19 protein-coding genes are annotated in these 19,033 nt (G+C 40.4%); 2 read left to right on the top strand and 17 right to left on the bottom strand.

Annotation, left to right across the window (positions count from 1 at the left end):
- Positions 1-171: 171 nt before the first annotated feature.
- The 4 genes from ACJV7B_RS00400 to ACJV7B_RS00385 all read right to left on the bottom strand — a co-directional run bounded on the left by ACJV7B_RS00400 (position 172) and on the right by ACJV7B_RS00385 (position 1,955).
- Positions 172-450: a hypothetical protein gene (locus ACJV7B_RS00400; RefSeq protein ID WP_116793898.1), complete on the bottom strand. Its 279-nt coding sequence runs from the start codon at positions 448-450 to the stop codon at positions 172-174.
- A gap of 183 nt (positions 451-633) precedes the next feature.
- Entirely contained in the window at positions 634-813 is a 180-nt protein-coding gene (locus ACJV7B_RS00395; RefSeq protein WP_009994761.1) for a hypothetical protein, read from the bottom strand.
- A gap of 265 nt (positions 814-1,078) precedes the next feature.
- Positions 1,079-1,570, bottom strand: a complete 492-nt coding sequence (locus ACJV7B_RS00390) for an NUDIX hydrolase (protein WP_004136327.1) — start codon at positions 1,568-1,570, stop codon at positions 1,079-1,081.
- A 46-nt stretch (positions 1,571-1,616) separates the two neighbouring features.
- On the bottom strand, positions 1,617-1,955 hold the full coding sequence (locus ACJV7B_RS00385; protein WP_419388670.1) for a hypothetical protein: 339 nt from the start codon (positions 1,953-1,955) through the stop codon (positions 1,617-1,619).
- Between the two features lie 129 nt (positions 1,956-2,084).
- Between ACJV7B_RS00385 and ACJV7B_RS00380 the strand changes: the two genes are divergently transcribed.
- Entirely contained in the window at positions 2,085-2,888 is an 804-nt protein-coding gene (locus tag ACJV7B_RS00380; RefSeq protein WP_004136325.1) for a sulfite exporter TauE/SafE family protein, read from the top strand.
- Between the two features lie 583 nt (positions 2,889-3,471).
- Here ACJV7B_RS00380 and ACJV7B_RS00375 read toward each other — a convergent pair.
- From ACJV7B_RS00375 to ACJV7B_RS00315, 13 genes are all read right to left on the bottom strand, one after another.
- Positions 3,472-4,950 carry an Lsa family ABC-F type ribosomal protection protein gene (locus ACJV7B_RS00375; RefSeq protein ID WP_246904755.1) on the bottom strand — a complete coding sequence of 493 codons (1,479 nt, stop codon included), beginning with the start codon at positions 4,948-4,950 and terminating at the stop codon, positions 3,472-3,474.
- Between the two features lie 111 nt (positions 4,951-5,061).
- Positions 5,062-5,346, bottom strand: coding sequence for a hypothetical protein (locus ACJV7B_RS00370; protein WP_419388669.1), 285 nt, complete (start codon positions 5,344-5,346; stop codon positions 5,062-5,064).
- Between the two features lie 92 nt (positions 5,347-5,438).
- A complete protein-coding gene (locus ACJV7B_RS00365; RefSeq protein ID WP_415691511.1) occupies positions 5,439-6,032 on the bottom strand; it encodes a DUF4097 family beta strand repeat-containing protein in 594 nt (197 codons plus the stop codon).
- Positions 6,033-6,058: 26 nt separating this feature from the next.
- On the bottom strand, positions 6,059-7,015 hold the full coding sequence (locus ACJV7B_RS00360; RefSeq protein ID WP_419388668.1) for a recombinase family protein: 957 nt from the start codon (positions 7,013-7,015) through the stop codon (positions 6,059-6,061).
- 279 nt (positions 7,016-7,294) lie between these two features.
- Positions 7,295-8,704: a class I SAM-dependent RNA methyltransferase gene (locus ACJV7B_RS00355; protein WP_419388667.1), complete on the bottom strand. Its 1,410-nt coding sequence runs from the start codon at positions 8,702-8,704 to the stop codon at positions 7,295-7,297.
- A 51-nt stretch (positions 8,705-8,755) separates the two neighbouring features.
- On the bottom strand, positions 8,756-9,535 hold the full coding sequence (locus ACJV7B_RS00350; protein WP_419388666.1) for a DUF3159 domain-containing protein: 780 nt from the start codon (positions 9,533-9,535) through the stop codon (positions 8,756-8,758).
- A gap of 30 nt (positions 9,536-9,565) precedes the next feature.
- On the bottom strand, positions 9,566-10,327 hold the full coding sequence (locus ACJV7B_RS00345; protein ID WP_119520474.1) for a DUF3710 domain-containing protein: 762 nt from the start codon (positions 10,325-10,327) through the stop codon (positions 9,566-9,568).
- 155 nt (positions 10,328-10,482) lie between these two features.
- Positions 10,483-11,349 carry an exodeoxyribonuclease III gene (locus tag ACJV7B_RS00340; protein WP_004128646.1) on the bottom strand — a complete coding sequence of 289 codons (867 nt, stop codon included), beginning with the start codon at positions 11,347-11,349 and terminating at the stop codon, positions 10,483-10,485.
- A 137-nt stretch (positions 11,350-11,486) separates the two neighbouring features.
- The gene (locus ACJV7B_RS00335) at positions 11,487-13,502 is read right to left on the bottom strand and encodes a dipeptide ABC transporter ATP-binding protein (RefSeq protein ID WP_419388665.1); all 2,016 of its coding nucleotides are present in this window, start codon (positions 13,500-13,502) and stop codon (positions 11,487-11,489) included.
- 24 nt (positions 13,503-13,526) lie between these two features.
- Positions 13,527-14,504, bottom strand: coding sequence for an ABC transporter permease (locus tag ACJV7B_RS00330; RefSeq protein ID WP_116712362.1), 978 nt, complete (start codon positions 14,502-14,504; stop codon positions 13,527-13,529).
- 14 nt (positions 14,505-14,518) lie between these two features.
- Positions 14,519-15,445 carry an ABC transporter permease gene (locus ACJV7B_RS00325; RefSeq protein ID WP_004128653.1) on the bottom strand — a complete coding sequence of 309 codons (927 nt, stop codon included), beginning with the start codon at positions 15,443-15,445 and terminating at the stop codon, positions 14,519-14,521.
- Between the two features lie 214 nt (positions 15,446-15,659).
- Complete coding sequence (locus tag ACJV7B_RS00320) at positions 15,660-17,297, bottom strand: peptide ABC transporter substrate-binding protein (RefSeq protein WP_375168993.1); 1,638 nt, start codon at positions 17,295-17,297, stop codon at positions 15,660-15,662.
- A 384-nt stretch (positions 17,298-17,681) separates the two neighbouring features.
- A complete protein-coding gene (locus tag ACJV7B_RS00315; RefSeq protein WP_116793886.1) occupies positions 17,682-18,650 on the bottom strand; it encodes a tyrosine recombinase XerC in 969 nt (322 codons plus the stop codon).
- 78 nt (positions 18,651-18,728) lie between these two features.
- On the opposite strand from ACJV7B_RS00315, the gene ACJV7B_RS00310 reads away from it, so the two are divergent.
- Positions 18,729-19,022 carry a DUF6725 family protein gene (locus tag ACJV7B_RS00310; protein WP_375168994.1) on the top strand — a complete coding sequence of 98 codons (294 nt, stop codon included), beginning with the start codon at positions 18,729-18,731 and terminating at the stop codon, positions 19,020-19,022.
- The last annotated feature ends 11 nt before the right edge of the window (positions 19,023-19,033 follow it).

The following is a 19,033-nucleotide window of genomic DNA, read 5'->3' as shown; positions in this document are numbered from 1 at the left end:
ATTTCTCCTTTCAAAATGTTAAATTTTTTAGACAAGGGGGTGCGGACATTTTTTAGACAGACGCACCCTCTTCTCTCCATTGATACTCAACCCGTAACTCTTTTAACAGCAAAAAACACGTCAGCGACTTGCTGATATACTTTTATTTTATCTTACACTTTTCCTGTAAGCTTAACACTTTAGTTCCGTTTTGCTCCCATCAAGGAAAGTAAACTCAACCTTTCCATATTGATGCACAGTTAGATGGTCAACCATGCTAAGCCAGACGTTTTCATCGAAAACCGTTAACAAGTCCTGCTTTTTCAAGTCCTCGATAAAATATTCAACTCCATCATGCCTCATTTGCTTTTCAACAATGCGAGCTTTTACTCCCTTAAGCCTTGATTCTACAGTATTGAACCTGTTCACTAGACTCGTATATTTTTTCTCATACTCATCCTTGTTCTGCAATTTCCGTGCATTTTCATTGATACAGTTGTTAATCTTTTAACGATTACCCCTAATCACCGGCTAAACAGGACGGACATTGAGCCTGACTTTAAGATTCATAAAAAGAAATGACTATTACTGACAGAAATCAGTAATAGTCACCCAACGTGAGATATTCAACTATTGACTTGAACCAAACAAAATTCAATCAGTCTTTCGAAGGACAGTCTTAAGCGAAATCACTGTGACACCAATAACAAAAGAGGTGAAACCAATTCTAATAGCAAGTGTGCCATCCCATATTAAGGCAACCAGCATCGCGATTAAGGCAACCGTCAAGCCGAATGTCGCTACTTCACGGCAAAAACGAACGAGCTTGTCCATTCCTTAAATACCTCCTCGTGCACATACTAATAATCAGGCCTCATTTTACCTTTTGAGCTATATTTTACCACTTCACAGGGTGGGTGCAAAATGGCGAATCGACTTGCATGAGCGATTAAGACATAATTCGCGAATGCACTTCGATTCGCTGAGCTTGCTCAAAGTTGAAAGCACAGTGTGCTTTCAACGCAAGCGAAGTACGTTAACATCCTGTGCACTCGACCCTAGAGCGTTGATATCTTCCCTCAAACAGCAAAACTTGAATTTATATATCTACTGTTTTAATAAGTTTGATTGCCCTTGATGATACTAACTCGTCTTGGCTCATTTCCAAAAGGCTCTTTTTATCTACCCACTTATAATTAACCGTTTCTCCTTTTTGAAGAGCAATTGCATTTTTCTTACAATCGGTTACGCATAGATATTCAACATAAAGAGAGTGGTAAACATCCTGCACAAATCTTCCGATCTCCATAATTTTTGAAGCTTCAATACCTGTTTCTTCTTTTAATTCTCTTACTGCACATTCTAATGGTGTTTCATATTGCAATGCAGAACCACCTGCTGTCAACTCCCACATTCCACCGAATTTCTTTTCAAAATCTCTTTGCATAATAAGGTAAGTACCATCTATATGTTTAACAATTACTTCGCCCACCAAATGATACATGCCGTCAGGAATTGGTTCTCCTCTCACTAATGTAATATTCTTTAATTTATTAAATTCTTTATCATACGCATCCCAAATCTCAGCCATAAAACCCTCCATAAGGCCTGATTGTCAATTTCATTAAATATGAATTTTATCTTTCTCCAGTGGATACAAAGCCATTGTTCACTTCTACATAAAGCTTACCAATCTCAATATCCGTGATGAGCACTTGATTAGAATCAGATTCAACCTCACAAACTTCCACATCATGTGGCAAACTCACAACAATTTCAGGCATACCCTGAGTAAACCACCTCAGCCAATTCGAAGCTGAGACTTTTTTAGTTTGAATAAGCCTTATAACATTTTGCGCTTCCTCAACCCTCAATATATCTTGTTCACAGTTAACAAAGCTCACACCAAAGGTATCAGCACGTCTCACCGTTAAACGAACATCTTTCGTCTCTGCGATAAACTTCTTATTATCCATTACTTACGTTAATTAGATAAATAAATACATAAATTACAATTGAACTAGTATAGAAATATTCTATTTTTCATATAATATAGTAAAAGCAGTGAATAAAGTACGAGGAGGTATTTTGTGAAGAAAAGATATATGTTGAGAAATATTTTTAAAATCAAATATAACTTCCATAATATTGTTTTAATCGTTTTCATTGGACTATTAGCAGGTTTCTTATCAGGATTGTTCGGTGTAGGTGGAGGAATGGTGATAGTTCCTGCATTAACTGTTTTTATGAAATTTGATCAGCGTCATGCTACTGCTACTTCTCTTGTTGCCATAATTATAACGTCACTTTGTGGAAGCATTGTTTACGGTTTAAACGGCAAAGTGTCATTTTTATCAGCATTTTTTCTAATAATAGGTTCAGTTTTCGGATCACAAATTGGGGTATATTTTTCACATATTTTGCCTAAAAAAATATTTCCTTGGTGTTTTACACTTTTTGTATTACTAGTTATATGTTCTAGTCAAGTTTGGATTCCGTTAAGAAATGTAGATTTTAATGTTAGTTTTTTAAAAGCTATATGTCTTATATTTATAGGCGTTGTTTCTGGTATTTTTTCAGGTATTTTAGGCGTTGGTGGCGGAGGAATTATAGTGCCATGCGTGCAACTTTTGCTCGGCATGGGAGACCTTATGGCAAGAGGAACTGCTTTGCTTGCCACGCTTCCTACAGTTATAAGTGGTAGTATTGCTAATGCTCGTTACCATTATACTCATTTTACTGAAGGAATTATTATCGGTATTTTTGCGACATTTACTGTAAACTTAGGCGCAATAATTGCGCGCAGTATTTCACCTTTTATATGCAATATATTGTTTTGTATTTTTTTGTTCAGCGTATGCTTACAAATGATATTAAAAACAGGTATTTTAGCTAAGAATAAGCGTTAAATATGTAAAGTCTTTGACTTTTATTTATTTGAAAAAATAGTTTTTAATATAAAAAGTGGGGCTTAGATTTAAGCCCCACGATATAGGAGAATGTTATAAAGTAACTTTTTACAATTATGCCATTTGAGTAACATCTCTTTTTGCTTGTATAAATTTTATTATCATGTTTTTTGCGTGATAAATAATTACGCAAACTATACTGTATATCCTCACTTCACATGGTGGGTGCAAAGTGTGTGCACTTTTTAACGTTAACACCCTGTGCACTCGACCCCAGAGCGTTGATATCTTCCCTCATACAGAAAAATCGCACTCAAAAACCGCGAGAAGTAAGCTTAAAGCCGCTTCGCATTAAACCTTTTAACAATAGCCCTCGCAAACCCCTGCTATACAAGGGCAAACTTGCACCCACCTATTAAGCCCGTGACATCAATACGACAATCTCACATGTATCAAGACTACCCTGATGATAACCATGCATCAAAAAAGAGCCTTAACGTTCGTTGCAGGAAAGAAGCTGGCAAGGGGAATGTCGTATGATGATAAAAGTCTAAGGCACTACAAACTGGGATTTGGATTTTACTTAAAATTGTATTATTTTATTGGCGATATCTTCTACAAATCGCTTATCGTGTTCCACAAATATGAGTGTAGGCTTTGCTTCTTTTATAATTTCCTCAATCTGTATTCTTGATATTACATCTATATAATTCAGTGGTTCGTCCCAAACAAATATATGAGCTGGCTTTGAGAAACTTACAGCAATTAAAACTTTCTTTTTTTGTCCATCACTATAATTCTTCATATCCATTTCAAATAATTCTCTTGAAAAATCTAATTTTCTTAAAATTGTTTTACACAATGTTTCATCAACATCTTGCTTGTGAATATATTCATTTAGGCTACCTGTTAAATTAGATGTGTCTTGAGGAATATACGAGATTTTTAAATTACCTGCTAATTTTATCTCACCTGTATACTCGTGATTTATACCTAATAAAATTTTAATCAAGGTTGATTTTCCGCTACCATTACCCCCATATATAGCCACTATGTCGCCTTGCTTTATCTCGAAACTTACATTGCTTAATATCTGTCTCTCTCCATAGCATGATGATAAATTGCTAACCGATATTAGAGGATTTTTATGATGATGTAACGGATGCAGTAATAGGCTTTCCTTTATTTCGATATCTTTTAGTAAACTCTGTTTTTCTTCTATTGCCTTGTTTTGTCTATTCTCCAAATTCTTAGATTTTTTCATCATCTTGGCTGATTGATGACCTATATGTCCTTTGTCTGGTTTTACACCTGATACTTTCACACCATTTTTAGTATTCTCAATTTTATCAGACCAAATTTGACTTTGTCTTGCAGACTCTTTTAATCGTTTAATATCTTTTCTTAATCTCTCATTTTGACTAATTTCAAATTGGTCTTTCATCACTTTGTTTTCATACCATGATGTAAAATTTCCCGATTGGACATCAATAGAATTCCTGTTAATAGAAATAACATGATTGATACAACCATCTAAAAAATCTCTATCATGAGATATAAGCAAAAATCCTTTTTTACTTTTCAGATATTCACTTACAATTTTTCTTCCGTCCATATCTAAATGGTTTGTTGGTTCATCAATAAGTAAAAAGCCATCTTCTCTTGTAAACAAAATAGCTAAAAGGATTTTTGTTTGTTCTCCTTTAGAAAGCGTTTCAAATTCCCTATAAACAAGGTTCTCATCTACATTTAGTAAACTGAGTTCTCTAAATAATTTCCATTCTTCATCATCTGATATTAGTTCTTTATATAACTCAATTCCTAATTTTGAAGTATCGCTTATATTTGGTGGAAATTTAATAAATTCAACATCCTTGCTTATTTTGCCTTGATAAGTTTCTTGATTTAAAAGTAACTTAAATAGAGTTGATTTACCAATTCCATTTCTTCCTATCAAACCCGTTTTCCAGTTTGTATCAAAGGAAAACGATACATTTTTAAATATGGGTTTTACATATCCATAATATGAGAAAGTGAGGTTTTCAATTTTAATTACTGACATAAAACGCCTCCCTAAATTATCATTTACCACCCTGGGTGCAAAGTGTGTGTGCACCTTTTAACGTTTAGTTTTTCCTGTATTACTACGGTTATCACTGCTTTGCTTTTTCAGTTATTTCAATTCTCGATTAGGCAATTTTCCAGTTCTCAAAGCGACAGTAACAAACTCAACCTCTTGCAAGCACTTCTCGCAAAGTTCATAACCCTCATCGAAGTTCACTCTTGACCTAAATGTGCTAGCAATGAATTCGCATGGTGAGGCGATCCTTTCAACTACACCGCACCGTTCGCACTCAGCATACACATTTCCATCCTTAATCGGAATAAACATGCCATGGTCTTTCTCATTTCCCATGACGCTAACATCTTCGAAATCATCAAATTTTACATAGAGCATATACGACTTCCTCCTTTATTGGTATGTCTATATACGCTCTAATTCCAACTTATATCAAGTTTTATTGCTTCTTTTTTTGATCTACATGTCTGCTACTTCGCAATAGCTTTCCCATTAAGGCAGTGCACCATGTAATGCGCAAAACCATCGTTTTTACAGTTTACCTTCTTCTTATCTGAAACCTCGGTGACACCATTCTCACAAACTACTCCAAGGCTTGCATCCTTGGTGATTGTTCCTTCTAAAATACTCATGCCATTTAACGTATCAAGTGTACAAACATGAGTTACTTCTACGTTTGTTGCTGAAGCCGACCCATTACAACATTTAAGAAAGACATCATCCGCTTTCAAATTAACAACTTCTACCTTGCCATTGTTCACTTCTACATAAAGCTTACCAATCTCAATATCCGTGATGAGCACTTGATTAGAATCAGATTCAACCTCACAAACTTCCACATCATGTGGCAAACTCACAACAATTTCAGGCATACCCTGAGTAAACCACCTCAGCCAATTCGAAGCTGAGACTTTTTTAGTTTGAATAAGCCTTATAACATTTTGCGCTTCCTCAACCCTCAATATATCTTGTTCACAGTTAACAAAGCTCACGCCAAAGGTATCAGCACGTTTCACCGTTAAGCGAACATCTTTTGTCTCTGCGATAAACTTCTTATTATCCATTCCTTAAGCACCTCCTCGTGCACATACTAATAATCAGATTTCATTTTACCTTTTGAGCTATATTTCTTAGACTTGCGTTTGACCGTTCCGTCCTCTCCAACTTCCAAATTACTCCGAGCCGCCATCTCAAGCTCAACCGCTTCAAACTTCTCTTTAGAAATAATGCCTGCATGATGATCTGTATTCAAATACTGACAATCCGCATTTCCCGGAACAGCAATCGCCACATCGCCTGTATATTTACGCCTAGTCAAAGTGCTCTCAACAGCCCGTTTGCTCCAGCTGTCTTTTCCCTTTGGAGACTTAACACCTCTACTTTTTAACCTTTTAATAATACCGCCGATACTTAATCCTTTTAAATACCAGTCAAAAATATCTCTTACCACTTGTGCTTGGTCTTCATCAATAATAAGCATGCCATGTTTATCTTTTTTATAACCATAACAAGCCCTGCTATAAAGACCTGATGTGCCCTCTTCTGCTCTACGCCTTAATCCCCAAACAATATTCTCACTACGCCAATCATTCTCTGCTTGACTACAAGCCTGAACCACACTGATTAAAAGTTCATCATCAACCGTTTCCGTATCAATCTTATCGGTCTCAAAAATAATTCTCGTGCCACATGATCGAATCTTTCTAATAGCCTCTAATCCTTCTTTCGTATCACGACCAAAACGGCTCACACTTTTAGTAAGAATAATATCAAGATTACCTTTCTCGCATTCTTCAATCATTCGATTAAACTCGTTTCTTGAAGATCCAACCTTAGCTGAAGCAACATCAAGAAAAATATCTGCAACAAACCAAGTCATGTGAGAAGCAGCAAGACGAGTAAGACCAGACACCTGAACAGCAAGGCTATCCAGCTGTTCTTTACGATTTGTGCTCACACGAGCATAAACCCCAACCGCATAATCCTTAATTACACGCTGAGGATGGATGACTATCACATCTTTATTTAGCTCATCTATCTTGTCCATAGCCATCTCTCCTTATTATTAGACTAACGAAACTTAGATTTCTTCTCCATGATAATTAGCCTAAACCTTATTTTCCCACTTCACCACCCTGGGTGCAAAGTGGGTGCACCTTTTAACGTTAACATCCTGTGCACTCGACCCTAAAGCGTCGACATGTTCCCTCATACAGCAAAATCACGCTCAAAAACCGCGAGAACCCAGCTTAAAGCCGCTTCGCATTAAACCTTTTAACGATAGCCCTCGCTAACCCCTGCTACACAAGGGCAAACTTGCACCCACCTAATCAGCCTTTGACATCAATACAACACTCTCGACGTGATGAGTGTTGGGGTATATGTCGAACGCGCGCAAAGACTGAACGCTGTAGCCAAGCTCCTTAAACGTGCCAACATCGCGAGCAAGACTAGTCGGATCGCAAGCAACGTACACAACGCTTCTTGCTCCAGACTTCGCAATCTGCTTACAAACTTGAGCTTTAGCACCAGCGCGAGGAGGATCCAACACAACAACATCTGGATGCGCAAATCGGCGCACAATCTTAGATGACTTACTCGCCTTAAACACCTGCGATTCAAGCGTTTGCGCAACATCCCCTTCAAGCGCTTCAACAACATCCCTGCTAAGACCAGCGCGTCCAATATTTCGCCTTGCGTTCTTTACAGCAATCGGCGCACCCTCAATGCTAAGCACGCGAGCTGGCTCTGCAGAACCAACGGAACCTGCATCACCAGCAGAATCTCCGCCAACATTAGCCAAAGTCGCAAGAGGAATCGTAAACAAACCCGAACCAGAATACAAATCCCACAAAACAGTATTCTTAGTGCGCCCACCAAGTGCAGAACGAACTAATCCCAAAACGTAGTTCACCAAATGCTCTGGAGCTGCGCGATGAATCTGCCAAAAACCGCGCGCATCAACATCGTAATCAAAAGTACGCGCACGAGATGAATCTTCATTAACAGCAACACGCACGCGCTCGCGCAACAATGCCGAGCCTGCAACCAACTCATCATTTACTATAAGCGCATAATTTTCACCAATCGCACTAAGAAGCGCAGACTTATCATTAAAATCTAAACCATCAACACGCGGCTCTGGAACAGCAAGGCGAATTTGCGAATTTGGCGAGAAAGTACGATTCCACAAGTCCAAAGAATCCGCAACTGCTAAAACCGCGCGCGACGCAAGTGGCATAGTATCAATCGCAATGCGATCATGCGACTCTCGCTTTCGCATAGACAATCGCCCTTCATCATCCGCCACCAACTCCATGCGCGTACGCCAATTAAATCCGTTAAGCTCCTCATCCCCTGGAATGCGCTCAACGCTAACATCGCTTTCCGCAATATCCATATGCGCTAAACGCTGGAATTGATTGGCAATTACGGAAGCCTTCCAACGAATCTGACCAGGCAAAGAAACGTGAATTAAATCTGCGCCACCAACTCCGCCGCCCTGAGACAAGGGACCCGCGAGTTTCCATTGCGGCTCCACACGATCCTCGCTAGGCTCCAAAACTTCTACAACTTCGCCAGTGAAAAAGTGTGCTTTTGCACGCATCGGCTCATCCATGCGCACAACAACCAGCTCACCAGGTAACGCAAATCGCACGAATACAACGCGTCCGTCAAGATGACCTACACATCTTCCTTGATCTGCATAACGCTCGATTCGCATCGTCACCTGCATAGACTACCCCTTAGTTTTGCGCTTTGTTAAGCTGATTCTCTAACACTGATTTTAGTTAATCTGATTTACTTCGCTAGAATTTACTTCGCTCTGCTCTACTTCACTCTGCTCTACTTCACTCTGCTCTACTTCGCGATTTTTATGATGTAGACGCATAAATGGCGTTGCAATAATCAAGTAAGAAACCCAAATTGCGAGCGCCCAGAACGGCAATCCCATAAGCAATCGAACAGTGCCAAGCCACACAACGTGATTCGTCAAATATAATGGCACTTGCAAAACGAGCCTCAGCACAAAAACAGCAATCCACAATCCTGTTACATACATATACGCTCGCTTAAGCGGCTTATAATCAAGCCATTCGTGAAGCCACGCACCAAAATTTTCCGTAGGCATTTTACGAATCGATTCAATCACAAGCCCAAGCGCTGGCACGCGCGCAATCAGCGAAATCGCAAGAAGCACACCATACACAGCGTTTGTAATAAAGCCCATCATGTAGTAGTCGCGAGCTTGATGACTCGTCCACACCCAAATAAGGCAAATTGCAATGGAAACAAGTCCACTAATTGCTCCCATAAGAGATTGCCTTTGAATAAGACGAACCGCAACTTGCAAAACAGCAATCACAGCTGCCACAATAACCGTTGTTTGCACATTTCGTGTTATAACAAAGCAAATAACAAACAGCAAGCCAGGTAGCATGGATTCGATTATTCCTCGAATACCACCTATGGAATCAATTACAGAAAAGTTGCTTCCATCAGAACCGATAGAGGCAAGGGAAGCAAGCCCAGAACTTTTTTTGCCATAAGCGTTATTTTTCTTCAAGACGATATCCTTATGCTACTTAACTTACTGCTATCTAACCTCAGAAAACATTGGTCCGCGAGAAAGCGTAGTTTTTACATCAACTTGCTGATCGTATCCTAAAGGCTTATCTTCTTTTTTTAAAGCGTCATCAGCATTTTCTTCAGATGAACTATTACTTTCATCATTATTTTCTTCTAATCTATGCGCTGATTCTTTTTCTTCACGAGTTAATGGCTCATGCATAGGAATAAGATCGCGAGGCGCTAATGGTTCTTCACCGCGATTTACAACAATCCCCTTAAACCATTCGTCTAATTGCTTAGTTTCATTATTATTTTCTGCCAACTCTGTTGCTGCAGGCCCAGAAAATACTCCACGAAGCATCCAGCGAGGACCATCAACTCCAACGATACGAGTTGTAATACTCTTTTCTCCAACTTTTACAGGCAGCAAAAGTTCAGTTCCAAATTCGCCTTGCGCGGTGCAAGCTTGGCTATTTCCGTCAAGTAAGTCTTTGCATACTTCATTCCAAATACCAGTAGATTTCGGAGCAGCAAAAGCTTCAACTTCAACACTTGACGATCCGTAAGTTACTGTTGCACCAATTACTTGATCATTTTCACGCTGCTTTTTTACGCGTAATTCTATACCTTGGAAATATGGAATATAAATTGAGCCAAAGTCAAGATAATCACTGAAATCAGGAGCATCTTCATCGTTGAAATCCCATGGACCAGTTTTTAACTTCACAACTTCATCTATATCTTTTGAAGATTCTACTTCTTTATTTCGGCCAAATAACCAGCCCATTATTCCTCGTTTCTTAAAACAACAAGCACAACAATAAGCATAATGCTAATCATCGTAAATTGCTCAACTTCACCAGATTATCACAAACAAAGCACTGAAAATATGCATATGAGCAAATGCTATTACTTTATTTATTTCAGTTATGTGATTAATAATCACACACCGTATTTTATGGTTAAAGGCGCGTGATCCGACCATCTTGCCTCATAACTTTCAGCCCGATCAATCACAAAGCCACAAGCGCTTTCCGCAATTTCTGGCGTTGCAAACTGATAGTCTAATCTCCAACCAACGTTATTGTCGAAAGCTTTGCCGCGCTGACTCCACCAAGTGTATGGTCCTTGAATATCTCCCGCAAGCATGCGCATAACGTCCACAAATTCATACTCGTTAATCCAGCGGTCAATATACGCGCGTTCCTCCGGCAAAAATCCTGCACTTTTTTCATTTGCTTTAGCGTTTTTAATATCTAACGGCGTATGCGCAATATTAAAATCACCGCACAAAATCGCTTGATTCCCGCCACTTGCAGCAATATCTCTAAGCTCACCCAAGCGAATAAGCATTGTGTCTAAGAAGCGGAATTTTTGCTGCATTTTTTGCGGATCGTCCACGTTTCCAGCGTGAACATACACTGAAGCAATAGTAATTTCATACCCTTCAGGGGTACGGACGTCAGTTTCAACCCATCGCCCAGAATCAACATCATCACTTAAGCCGGGCAAACCGTAGCGTTTTTCAATTACAGGAAGTGATGTTACTAGCGCTACCCCAGCTCGACCTTTTATGCGGCAAACTTCGTTTGCATAAGTAAAATTATCGTTTTCTACAGGATTTGAGATATTTTCAGACGCGCGATATCCCATTTCAATTTTTGTCATAATTGGGTCGATTGCATCCTGCGGAGCGCGCACTTCTTGCATACACCACACGTCAGGAGTGTGAGAATCGGACCAGTCAAGCATCCCCTTACGCTCGGCCGCACGAATACCATTTAAGTTTGAAGTAGTAATTGTGATCATAAATCTAACTCTAATATGCGCGTTACACAAATATGCGCGCTACGTAAAACAAAAAAATAAGGTGCAGAAATTTATAAACCTAGTTATTAACCAAGTTATAAACTCTGCACCTTTTATTATTAGCTTGTATTATTTAATTAATCTAATCCAAGCTCCAAGTTTCCACCAGGAATTGCGTCGAGAAGATCACGAGTATATTCCTTTTGAGGATGATCAAACACTTCGTCGGTTGTAGCGTGCTCAACAAGCTTGCCGTGCTGCATAACAACAACCTCGTCCGCAATCTGACGAACCACTGCCAAATCGTGAGTAATGAACAAGTAGCTTAATCCACGTTCTGCCTGCAAATCGTTAAGCAAGTGCAAAACCTGATCTTGCACAAGCACATCCAAAGCAGAAACAGCTTCGTCGCAAACAATAACGTCCGGATCCAATGCCATTGCGCGCGCGATTGCAATGCGCTGACGCTGGCCGCCTGAAAGCTCGTTCGGGAAGCGAGTCATAACAGAAGCAGGCATACGAACCATGTCCAAGAGTTCACGCACACGATTCTGGCGGCTCTTTTTATCGCCAATCTTATGAATTCGCAAAGGCTCTTCAATAGAACGATAAATCGAATACATTGGGTCGAGCGAACCGTAAGGATTCTGGAATACTGGCTGCACATGACGGCGGAAATCAAGCAAATCCGCGCCCTTTAAGTCAGCAATATTCTTGCCTTCGTAAGTAACAGTTCCGCTTGTTGGCTTAAGAAGTCGCAAAACCATGTTTGCAACAGTAGACTTACCAGAACCGGATTCACCCACAATTGCCAACGTTGTTCCGCGTTTAATAGAGAACGAAACATCGTCAACAGCTTTGAAAAGTTCCTTCTTGCGCGGAAGCTTAAACTCTCGGGTTAAGTGATCTACTGTAATAATATGCTCGCTCTTTTCAAGAGCTTGCTCGCCTACTACGTGATGCTCAAGCAAATTATCCGCATTACCACCATGCTCCTTAACGGAAATGATTCGTTGAGAAGCAAGGCTTGGAGCGGCAGCAACAAGTCGCTTAGTATAAGGATGCTGTGGATGCTGCAAAACGTCCAAAGATGGACCAGATTCAACAACACGACCCTTATACATAACAACAACGTGCTGCGCGCGAGCTGCAGCCAAACCTAAATCGTGAGTAATGAACAGAACGGAAGTTCCAAGCGAATCAGTAAGCGTATGCAAATGGTCAAGAATGCGCTTTTGCACAGTAACGTCGAGTGCGGAAGTTGGCTCATCTGCAATCAGCAGATCTGGACGGCAAGCCAAGCCAATTGCAATTAACGCACGCTGACGCATACCACCAGAAAACTCGTGCGGGAACTGACGTGCACGAGTTGCAGCATCAGGCAAACCAGCCTCATCAAGTAAACCTGCAATACGATCGTCAACATTAGCGCCAACAACATACTTTTTGGCAATTTCCCAAGCTTTGTCGTCGTTCACACCATACTTGATTAAATCGTCTGCAACGCGCCAACGAGTTTCAGAACCTGGAACCCACTCTTTTTTGTAGTAGCCCATGGCTTCATTCATCTTGAATTCATCAAGTCCGATTTCTACCAAAGACTTGCATGCAACTTCCATCAATTCTGGTAACTCTTTAGAACCAAGGAATGTTTCGTCCTCATTGCTTTTAACTTCTACAGCATCACCTGCAAGAGCTTCCGCAAGAGCAGAACGCTTCTCATGGCTTACATCAACACCATTTGCAAGAAGAGCTTCCTTAACCTGTGTACCAATACGCCAAACAGGGTTCAAGTTACTCATAGGATCCTGAGGCACCAAGCCCATTGCAGTGCCGCGCAAAGAAGCGAACTCTTTTGGTTTTAATTTGCTAATTTCTTGGCCATTAAGCTTAATAGAACCACCCGTAACATGACCTGTTCCTGGAAGCAAACCCAAAACTGCCATTGCAGAAGTGGACTTTCCAGAACCAGACTCACCTACGATTGCAACCCACTGGCCGGGATATACGCTAAAGCTTGCATCTCGAACAGCGTGAACAGCTTTCTTAGAATCAGTAGTGAAATCAACCTGAAGATTTTTCACTTCAAGCAATGGACCTTGCTCACGCTGCATAGCGAGAGCGTCTACATTTTTATGCGTTGAAATGCTCATAAGTTTTATTCCTCCACGCTAACTTCACGCCTTACGGCTCTTTGGATCCAACGCATCCTTTACAGCGTCACCCATCATAATGAAGGCAAGAACTGTAATAGCAAGCGCAAATGACGGATAGAACAATACTTCTGGACTATTATTGAAGTACCTGCTGTAAGTAGCAATATCTCCACCCCAGCTCACGGTAGTAGTTGGCAAACCAATACCTAGGAAGCTAAGTGTTGCTTCCAACACGATGTAGGAGCCTAGAGAAGTTGTGCCAACAACAATGATTGGAGCCAAAGAGTTTGGAATAATATGCCTAAAGAGATTTCGTATAGGCCTAGATCCTAAAGCTGTAGAAGCTGTGTTAAATTCTAGATTCTTTGATTCCATAACAGCACTTCTAGCTATTCGAGCAACACTAACCCAACCGAATAGAACCATAACGAGAATTATCTTCCACATTGATTTTGTGGTTCTAAACATTTGGAGAACAACTATAGCGCCAAGAAGCATAGGCAAAGCCAAGAAGATGTCGGTAATGCGGCTAAGAACAGCATCAACCCAACCTCCGAAGAAGCCTGCAATAGCGCCAATTAAAGAACCAACTAAAACAACCAAAGCTGTAGCAATTATGCCGATTGTTACAGAAGTGCGAGTTCCGTATATTACACGAGCGTAAATATCGCATCCCTGCTTATCGAATCCAAGAGGATGACCAGAAGACCTTGGCATCAAAGAGTTATTAAGTACACAATACATAGGATCTTGCTTAACAAGCAATCCTGGGAATAATGCAATAAATAAAATTGCAATAATCAATATTGCGGAAATAATAAACAAAGGATTTCGTCTCAAAGTACGCCAGGCATCAGCCCACATGCTCGTAGCAGGAGCAGACTCGTCAACGGAATCAACTTCTTGTAACGGAGTTTCATCCAAGGAAGCAACATAACGTTCCTGTCCTGGAAGAGCAATATCTGCAGCAGTCAAATTTTCCTCAACTTTTTCTTGCATAATTATGCTTCTCCTTACGCGTAACGAATTCGCGGATCAAGAGCCGCGTACAAGATATCAACAAGTAAATTACTGACTACGAAAATCAGCATAAGCAAGGTAACTACAGAAACTACCAGGTTGCTTTCACCCTTCAAAATACCTTGATAAGTAAGGAAGCCAATACCGTGAATATTAAATATTGTTTCTGTAATCATTGCGCCGCCCATAAGAGCGCCCAGATCCTGGCCTAGGAACGTTACAACTGGGATTAAAGAGTTTCGAAGAATGTGCCGAATAATAACAGCGCCTTCTTTTAAGCCTTTAGCGCGAGCCGTGCGAACATAGTCGAGAGCAATATTTGACGAAACTTCAGACCTTGTAAGTCGAATTACATATGCCATAGATACAGATCCAAGAACCATTGCAGGAGTGAGCATATCTAAGAATCCAGGATCATTACTTACATTAGGAGGGAGAATATGCCACTTAATACCAAGCAAATACTGCATAGCATAACCAGTTACAAAGGTTGGTACGGAAATAAGAAGCAGAGAAACAATAAGAATTACGCTATCGTACCATTTGCCTTTTTTAAGACCAGAAATAATACCGAAAGTTACACCGAACAGCGCTTCAAATGCAAACGCCATAACAGCAAGCTGAATGGTTACCGGGAATGCACGACCAATTTCATCAATAACAGGCTGACCTGCAAAGGTTTGGCCAAAGTCAAGAGTAAGCGCATTCTTTAAGAACAGTAAATATTGAATAATAAATGGTTTATCTAAATTATAATTAGCTCGAATTTGTGCTGCGACAGCAGGATTAACTGGTTTATCGCCAAACATTGCATTTACCGGATCACCCGGCAAAGCAAATACTAAAGCATAAACCAATAATGTTGTGCCGAGAACAACAGGAATCATCTGCAAAATTCGACGCAGAATGTACTTACCCATCGGCTTCTCCTTGAATTGTTAACAATTACTCGCAAAAACAACAAAGTGCCACTCCAGTTAAAGAAATTTTTTGGATTATTTCCTTCGTTCCTTCAACTGGAGTAGCAATTTCGCTATACGCGATATTAAATTATTGAGAGGTGATATCAGAATTAAGTATTTTTCTGAATATCATGAAATTAATTTATATAAACTCCATATGAAGATTTAAATCTTACTTATGAAGCTGGTAGTACAGTGGCATGTTCTGCCAATCCATTACGAATCCCTTCAAATTGTGATTCATAACAGCCTTAGCATTCATGTAAAGCAGTGGTACAGATGGAAGATCCTCAAGAAGAGTTTCGCCAGCTTCATGATAAAGCTTAGTTGCTTCGCTTGCATCGGAAGATGCAGTAGCCTTGGTAAGCAATTCATCAAACTTTGGATTCTTGTAATCGCCATCATTAGAACCATTGCCATCAGCTGCAACAGAAGCGAACTGCTGAGTCAAGTAGTTTTCTGGGCTTGGATAATCTGGCATCCAGCCTGCACGCCATGCGCCCTTAACCTTACGCTTGGTGCATGCATCGCGGAACTCCTGGAAGGTTGGGATTGGCGTTGTTTCTGCCTTAACACCCAAATTGTTCTTCACATAGTTCACAACTGCATCGAACACAGACTTAGCAACAGCGTTATCAGCATTGTAGGTGAAGGTAAGAGGACCATCATACTTGGAAATTGCTTCTGCCTTAGCCCACAATTCCTTAGCCTTCTTTGCATCGAACTTCAAATGCTCGCTACCCTTCAAATTAGGATCGTAGCCTGGGGTCTTTGGAGAAGTGAAGTCGTTAGCAGGAGCAGCAGTCTTGTTCAACACCTTTTCAGCAATTGCCTTACGGTCGATAGACATAGAAACTGCCTGACGACGCAAGCGGCCTTCTTCAGTCTTAACATCGAAGTGTGGCAAGCTGGAAGCAATGCTGAACTGAAGAATTACAGAACCAGGCTTGTTGTAAGCAGTGATTGTGCTATCGCTCTGGAAGTTGCTGGTTTCAGTATCTGGAATGTTATCGGTCATATCAAGGTTGCCGGACTGTACGTCACGGTAAGCAGCATTACCATCGGTGTAAATCTTAAAGGTAACGCCATCATTCTGAGCCTTGCGAGGGCCTTCGTAAGCCGGGTTCTTCACAACTTCAATCTGCCTGTTGTGATCCCAAGACTTGAACAAGTATGGACCGGAGGAAACAGGCTTTTCACCATAAGCCTTTGGATCCTTGTAGAAGGATTCTGGAAGTGGAGCGAATGCCAAGTAGCCAACCTTAATTGGGAACACGGAATCTGGCTGCTTCAAATCAACGGTGAAGGTGTTCTTATCTACAACCTTCAAACCGGAAAGCTGTTCGTCGCCCTTCAAACCATCCTTCTGCAATTCGTCATAACCCTTAATGGTCTGGAAGAAGGAAGCGCACTTCTGTGCATTCTTAGCGTTGGCAACAAAGCTCCAAGCCTTGGTGAAGCTTTCAGCGGTAACAGGAGTACCATCGCTGAACTTCTTGCCTTCTTTAAGCTTAACAGTGTACTGAGTTGCGTCTGCGTTTGGAGTAACGCTTTCAGCATCCTCATTTACTGGGTTGCCCTTTTCGTCAAAAGTGACCAACGTTGAGTTGACCAACATAGCAGGACGTGCACCAGCGTTTTCGTTAATGTTGCCAGGCACCAATTCGTTCTGTGGCTCAGTGTTATTTACGGTAATAATAACTTTTCCACCGTTTGTCTGCGCAGTCTTCGAAGCAGATGAGCCGCAGCCACCAAGCAACATGGCCAACGAGCAGGCCGCAGCGGCAAAAGCTAAAGCCTTATTCTTCATATTTATTCTCCTAACGTCTGGTAGGCAGGATGCTATATCAATACAAAAAGCCAAGTCATGAATAAAATAAAATCCATCTAGTTTTTATTGCCAGATGGATTCTTTTAGCCAATGACAAGGCCTCTTCGTTGATTAAAATTCAATGATACGTATTTTTGCAAACATTGCAAGAGTATAAGTAAATTGTAAAATTTACTGTTTATATCTAAAAATTACTGATTAAAACACCATCTTTTCGCATAAAAACTAAAAAACTTACTATTTTACCAATAATTTTTACTGTTTTTTACTGATTTAAATATATTACATATATGTAAATTATGTAATCTTTTATGTAAAGGCTTTGTTAATTACAGAGAAATTATGCATCTAATATGCAGATAATTAAGCACGCGGAAAAGCTTGTAAATACCGCTGTTTCAACGCTTCTATAGATACATGCGTATAGCGTTGAGTAGTATTAAGCGAAGAATGACCCAACAATTCTTGCACTTCTCTCAAATCTGCCCCACCGTTAAGCATATGCGTAGCCGCACTGTGACGCAAAGAGTGCGGAGAAATATCCGGAACATGCGCACTTTTAGCCGCATCATGAACTACTTGTCTTACTAATCGCTGATCAATGCGCTTTCCGCGAGCGCCAAGAAATATTGCAGTTTGTGCAGAATCTTTCAATAAAATTTTTCGCCCGCTATCTGAAAGCCATTCAGACAAAGCTTTTGCGGCCGGAATCCCAAAAGGAACAACGCGCTGCTTATTTCCCTTACCTGTAACTTTTATAGTATGCGATGAAAAATTAATATCTTGAATATTTAATCCAGTAAGCTCACCAACGCGAATGCCAGTTGCATATAAAAGCTCAATAATTGCAGCATTGCGAAGTTCAACAGCTTTCTGATTTTTATTACACGAAGATGAATCATTAGCTTTAGAATCAATATTATTCATTAGCGCTTCTGCCTGAGACTCATCTAAAACAGATGGAAGAACATTCTTAATTTTTGGAGTCATCAAAATTTCTGCAGGGTCACCATTTATAAACCCAACATGCTGGCACCATGCGAAAAATCCGCGCACAGCAACAACTTTTCTTGCCAAGCTTGAACGAGCATGATTTCTAGAAGCGTCTGCCATCCAAGAACGCAAATCATCCGTAGTAAGATCTGAAATATTTTTAAAACCGTGACGATTACACCATGCTAAACACTGTTTAATATCACTTGTGTAAGCTCGATTCGTGCGCTCCCCCAAGCCCTTATTCGCGCTTACATACGTAATGTAATCATCTACTAAACTCGCATATTGGGCAGGAAAATTTACGAAACTATTGGAAGCCACTCGCTTATTTTCCATGCTTAATCACCCTTGCGTAACTTTATAAACGTTTGCCATACGCGCCAGTCACATGCATAATACAACAAGGAGCATGTTATGGAAACACGTATAAAAAACTTGACTACACTACCACAGCGAATACCTGCAGGCACGCGCATAGTAGTAAGAACATACAAAATTATAGAAGAAAATAACGATGGAAAGCAAAAAATCGAGTATCATGATGCGATTGGGCACGTACTTGAGTGGGATGGAGAAACGCTTCACTTACTTCGAGATCCTGCAGCAAACGGCACTAGAGCTGCCGAAGAAATGTTCATTGATGCCAGCACAATTGCACGCTTAAGGCCAATGCCGGAACGCAAATTCCAAAAGCCGCTTAAAATATAGACATTAAAACT

Origin of the sequence: Gardnerella bretellae (assembly GCF_048545135.1) — a bacterium.
Lineage (GTDB): Bacteria > Actinomycetota > Actinomycetes > Actinomycetales > Bifidobacteriaceae > Bifidobacterium > Bifidobacterium greenwoodii.
This window is presented reverse-complemented; position numbering and strand designations above follow the sequence as displayed.

Excerpts from the sequence above, each read along its gene's own strand:
- ACJV7B_RS00395 (WP_009994761.1), bottom strand. The coding sequence starts at position 813 with ATGGACAAGCTCGTTCGTTTTTGCCGTGAAGTAGCGACATTCGGCTTG.
- ACJV7B_RS00390 (WP_004136327.1), bottom strand. The coding sequence starts at position 1,570 with ATGGCTGAGATTTGGGATGCGTATGATAAAGAATTTAATAAATTAAAG.
- ACJV7B_RS00385 (WP_419388670.1), bottom strand. The coding sequence starts at position 1,955 with ATGGATAATAAGAAGTTTATCGCAGAGACGAAAGATGTTCGTTTAACG.
- ACJV7B_RS00380 (WP_004136325.1), top strand. The coding sequence starts at position 2,085 with ATGTTGAGAAATATTTTTAAAATCAAATATAACTTCCATAATATTGTT.
- ACJV7B_RS00375 (WP_246904755.1), bottom strand. The coding sequence starts at position 4,950 with ATGTCAGTAATTAAAATTGAAAACCTCACTTTCTCATATTATGGATAT.
- ACJV7B_RS00370 (WP_419388669.1), bottom strand. The coding sequence starts at position 5,346 with ATGCTCTATGTAAAATTTGATGATTTCGAAGATGTTAGCGTCATGGGA.
- ACJV7B_RS00365 (WP_415691511.1), bottom strand. The coding sequence starts at position 6,032 with ATGGATAATAAGAAGTTTATCGCAGAGACAAAAGATGTTCGCTTAACG.
- ACJV7B_RS00360 (WP_419388668.1), bottom strand. The coding sequence starts at position 7,015 with ATGGACAAGATAGATGAGCTAAATAAAGATGTGATAGTCATCCATCCT.
- ACJV7B_RS00355 (WP_419388667.1), bottom strand. The coding sequence starts at position 8,704 with ATGCAGGTGACGATGCGAATCGAGCGTTATGCAGATCAAGGAAGATGT.
- ACJV7B_RS00345 (WP_119520474.1), bottom strand. The coding sequence starts at position 10,327 with ATGGGCTGGTTATTTGGCCGAAATAAAGAAGTAGAATCTTCAAAAGAT.
- ACJV7B_RS00340 (WP_004128646.1), bottom strand. The coding sequence starts at position 11,349 with ATGATCACAATTACTACTTCAAACTTAAATGGTATTCGTGCGGCCGAG.
- ACJV7B_RS00335 (WP_419388665.1), bottom strand. The coding sequence starts at position 13,502 with ATGAGCATTTCAACGCATAAAAATGTAGACGCTCTCGCTATGCAGCGT.
- ACJV7B_RS00330 (WP_116712362.1), bottom strand. The coding sequence starts at position 14,504 with ATGCAAGAAAAAGTTGAGGAAAATTTGACTGCTGCAGATATTGCTCTT.
- ACJV7B_RS00325 (WP_004128653.1), bottom strand. The coding sequence starts at position 15,445 with ATGGGTAAGTACATTCTGCGTCGAATTTTGCAGATGATTCCTGTTGTT.
- ACJV7B_RS00320 (WP_375168993.1), bottom strand. The coding sequence starts at position 17,297 with ATGAAGAATAAGGCTTTAGCTTTTGCCGCTGCGGCCTGCTCGTTGGCC.
- ACJV7B_RS00315 (WP_116793886.1), bottom strand. The coding sequence starts at position 18,650 with ATGGAAAATAAGCGAGTGGCTTCCAATAGTTTCGTAAATTTTCCTGCC.
- ACJV7B_RS00310 (WP_375168994.1), top strand. The coding sequence starts at position 18,729 with ATGGAAACACGTATAAAAAACTTGACTACACTACCACAGCGAATACCT.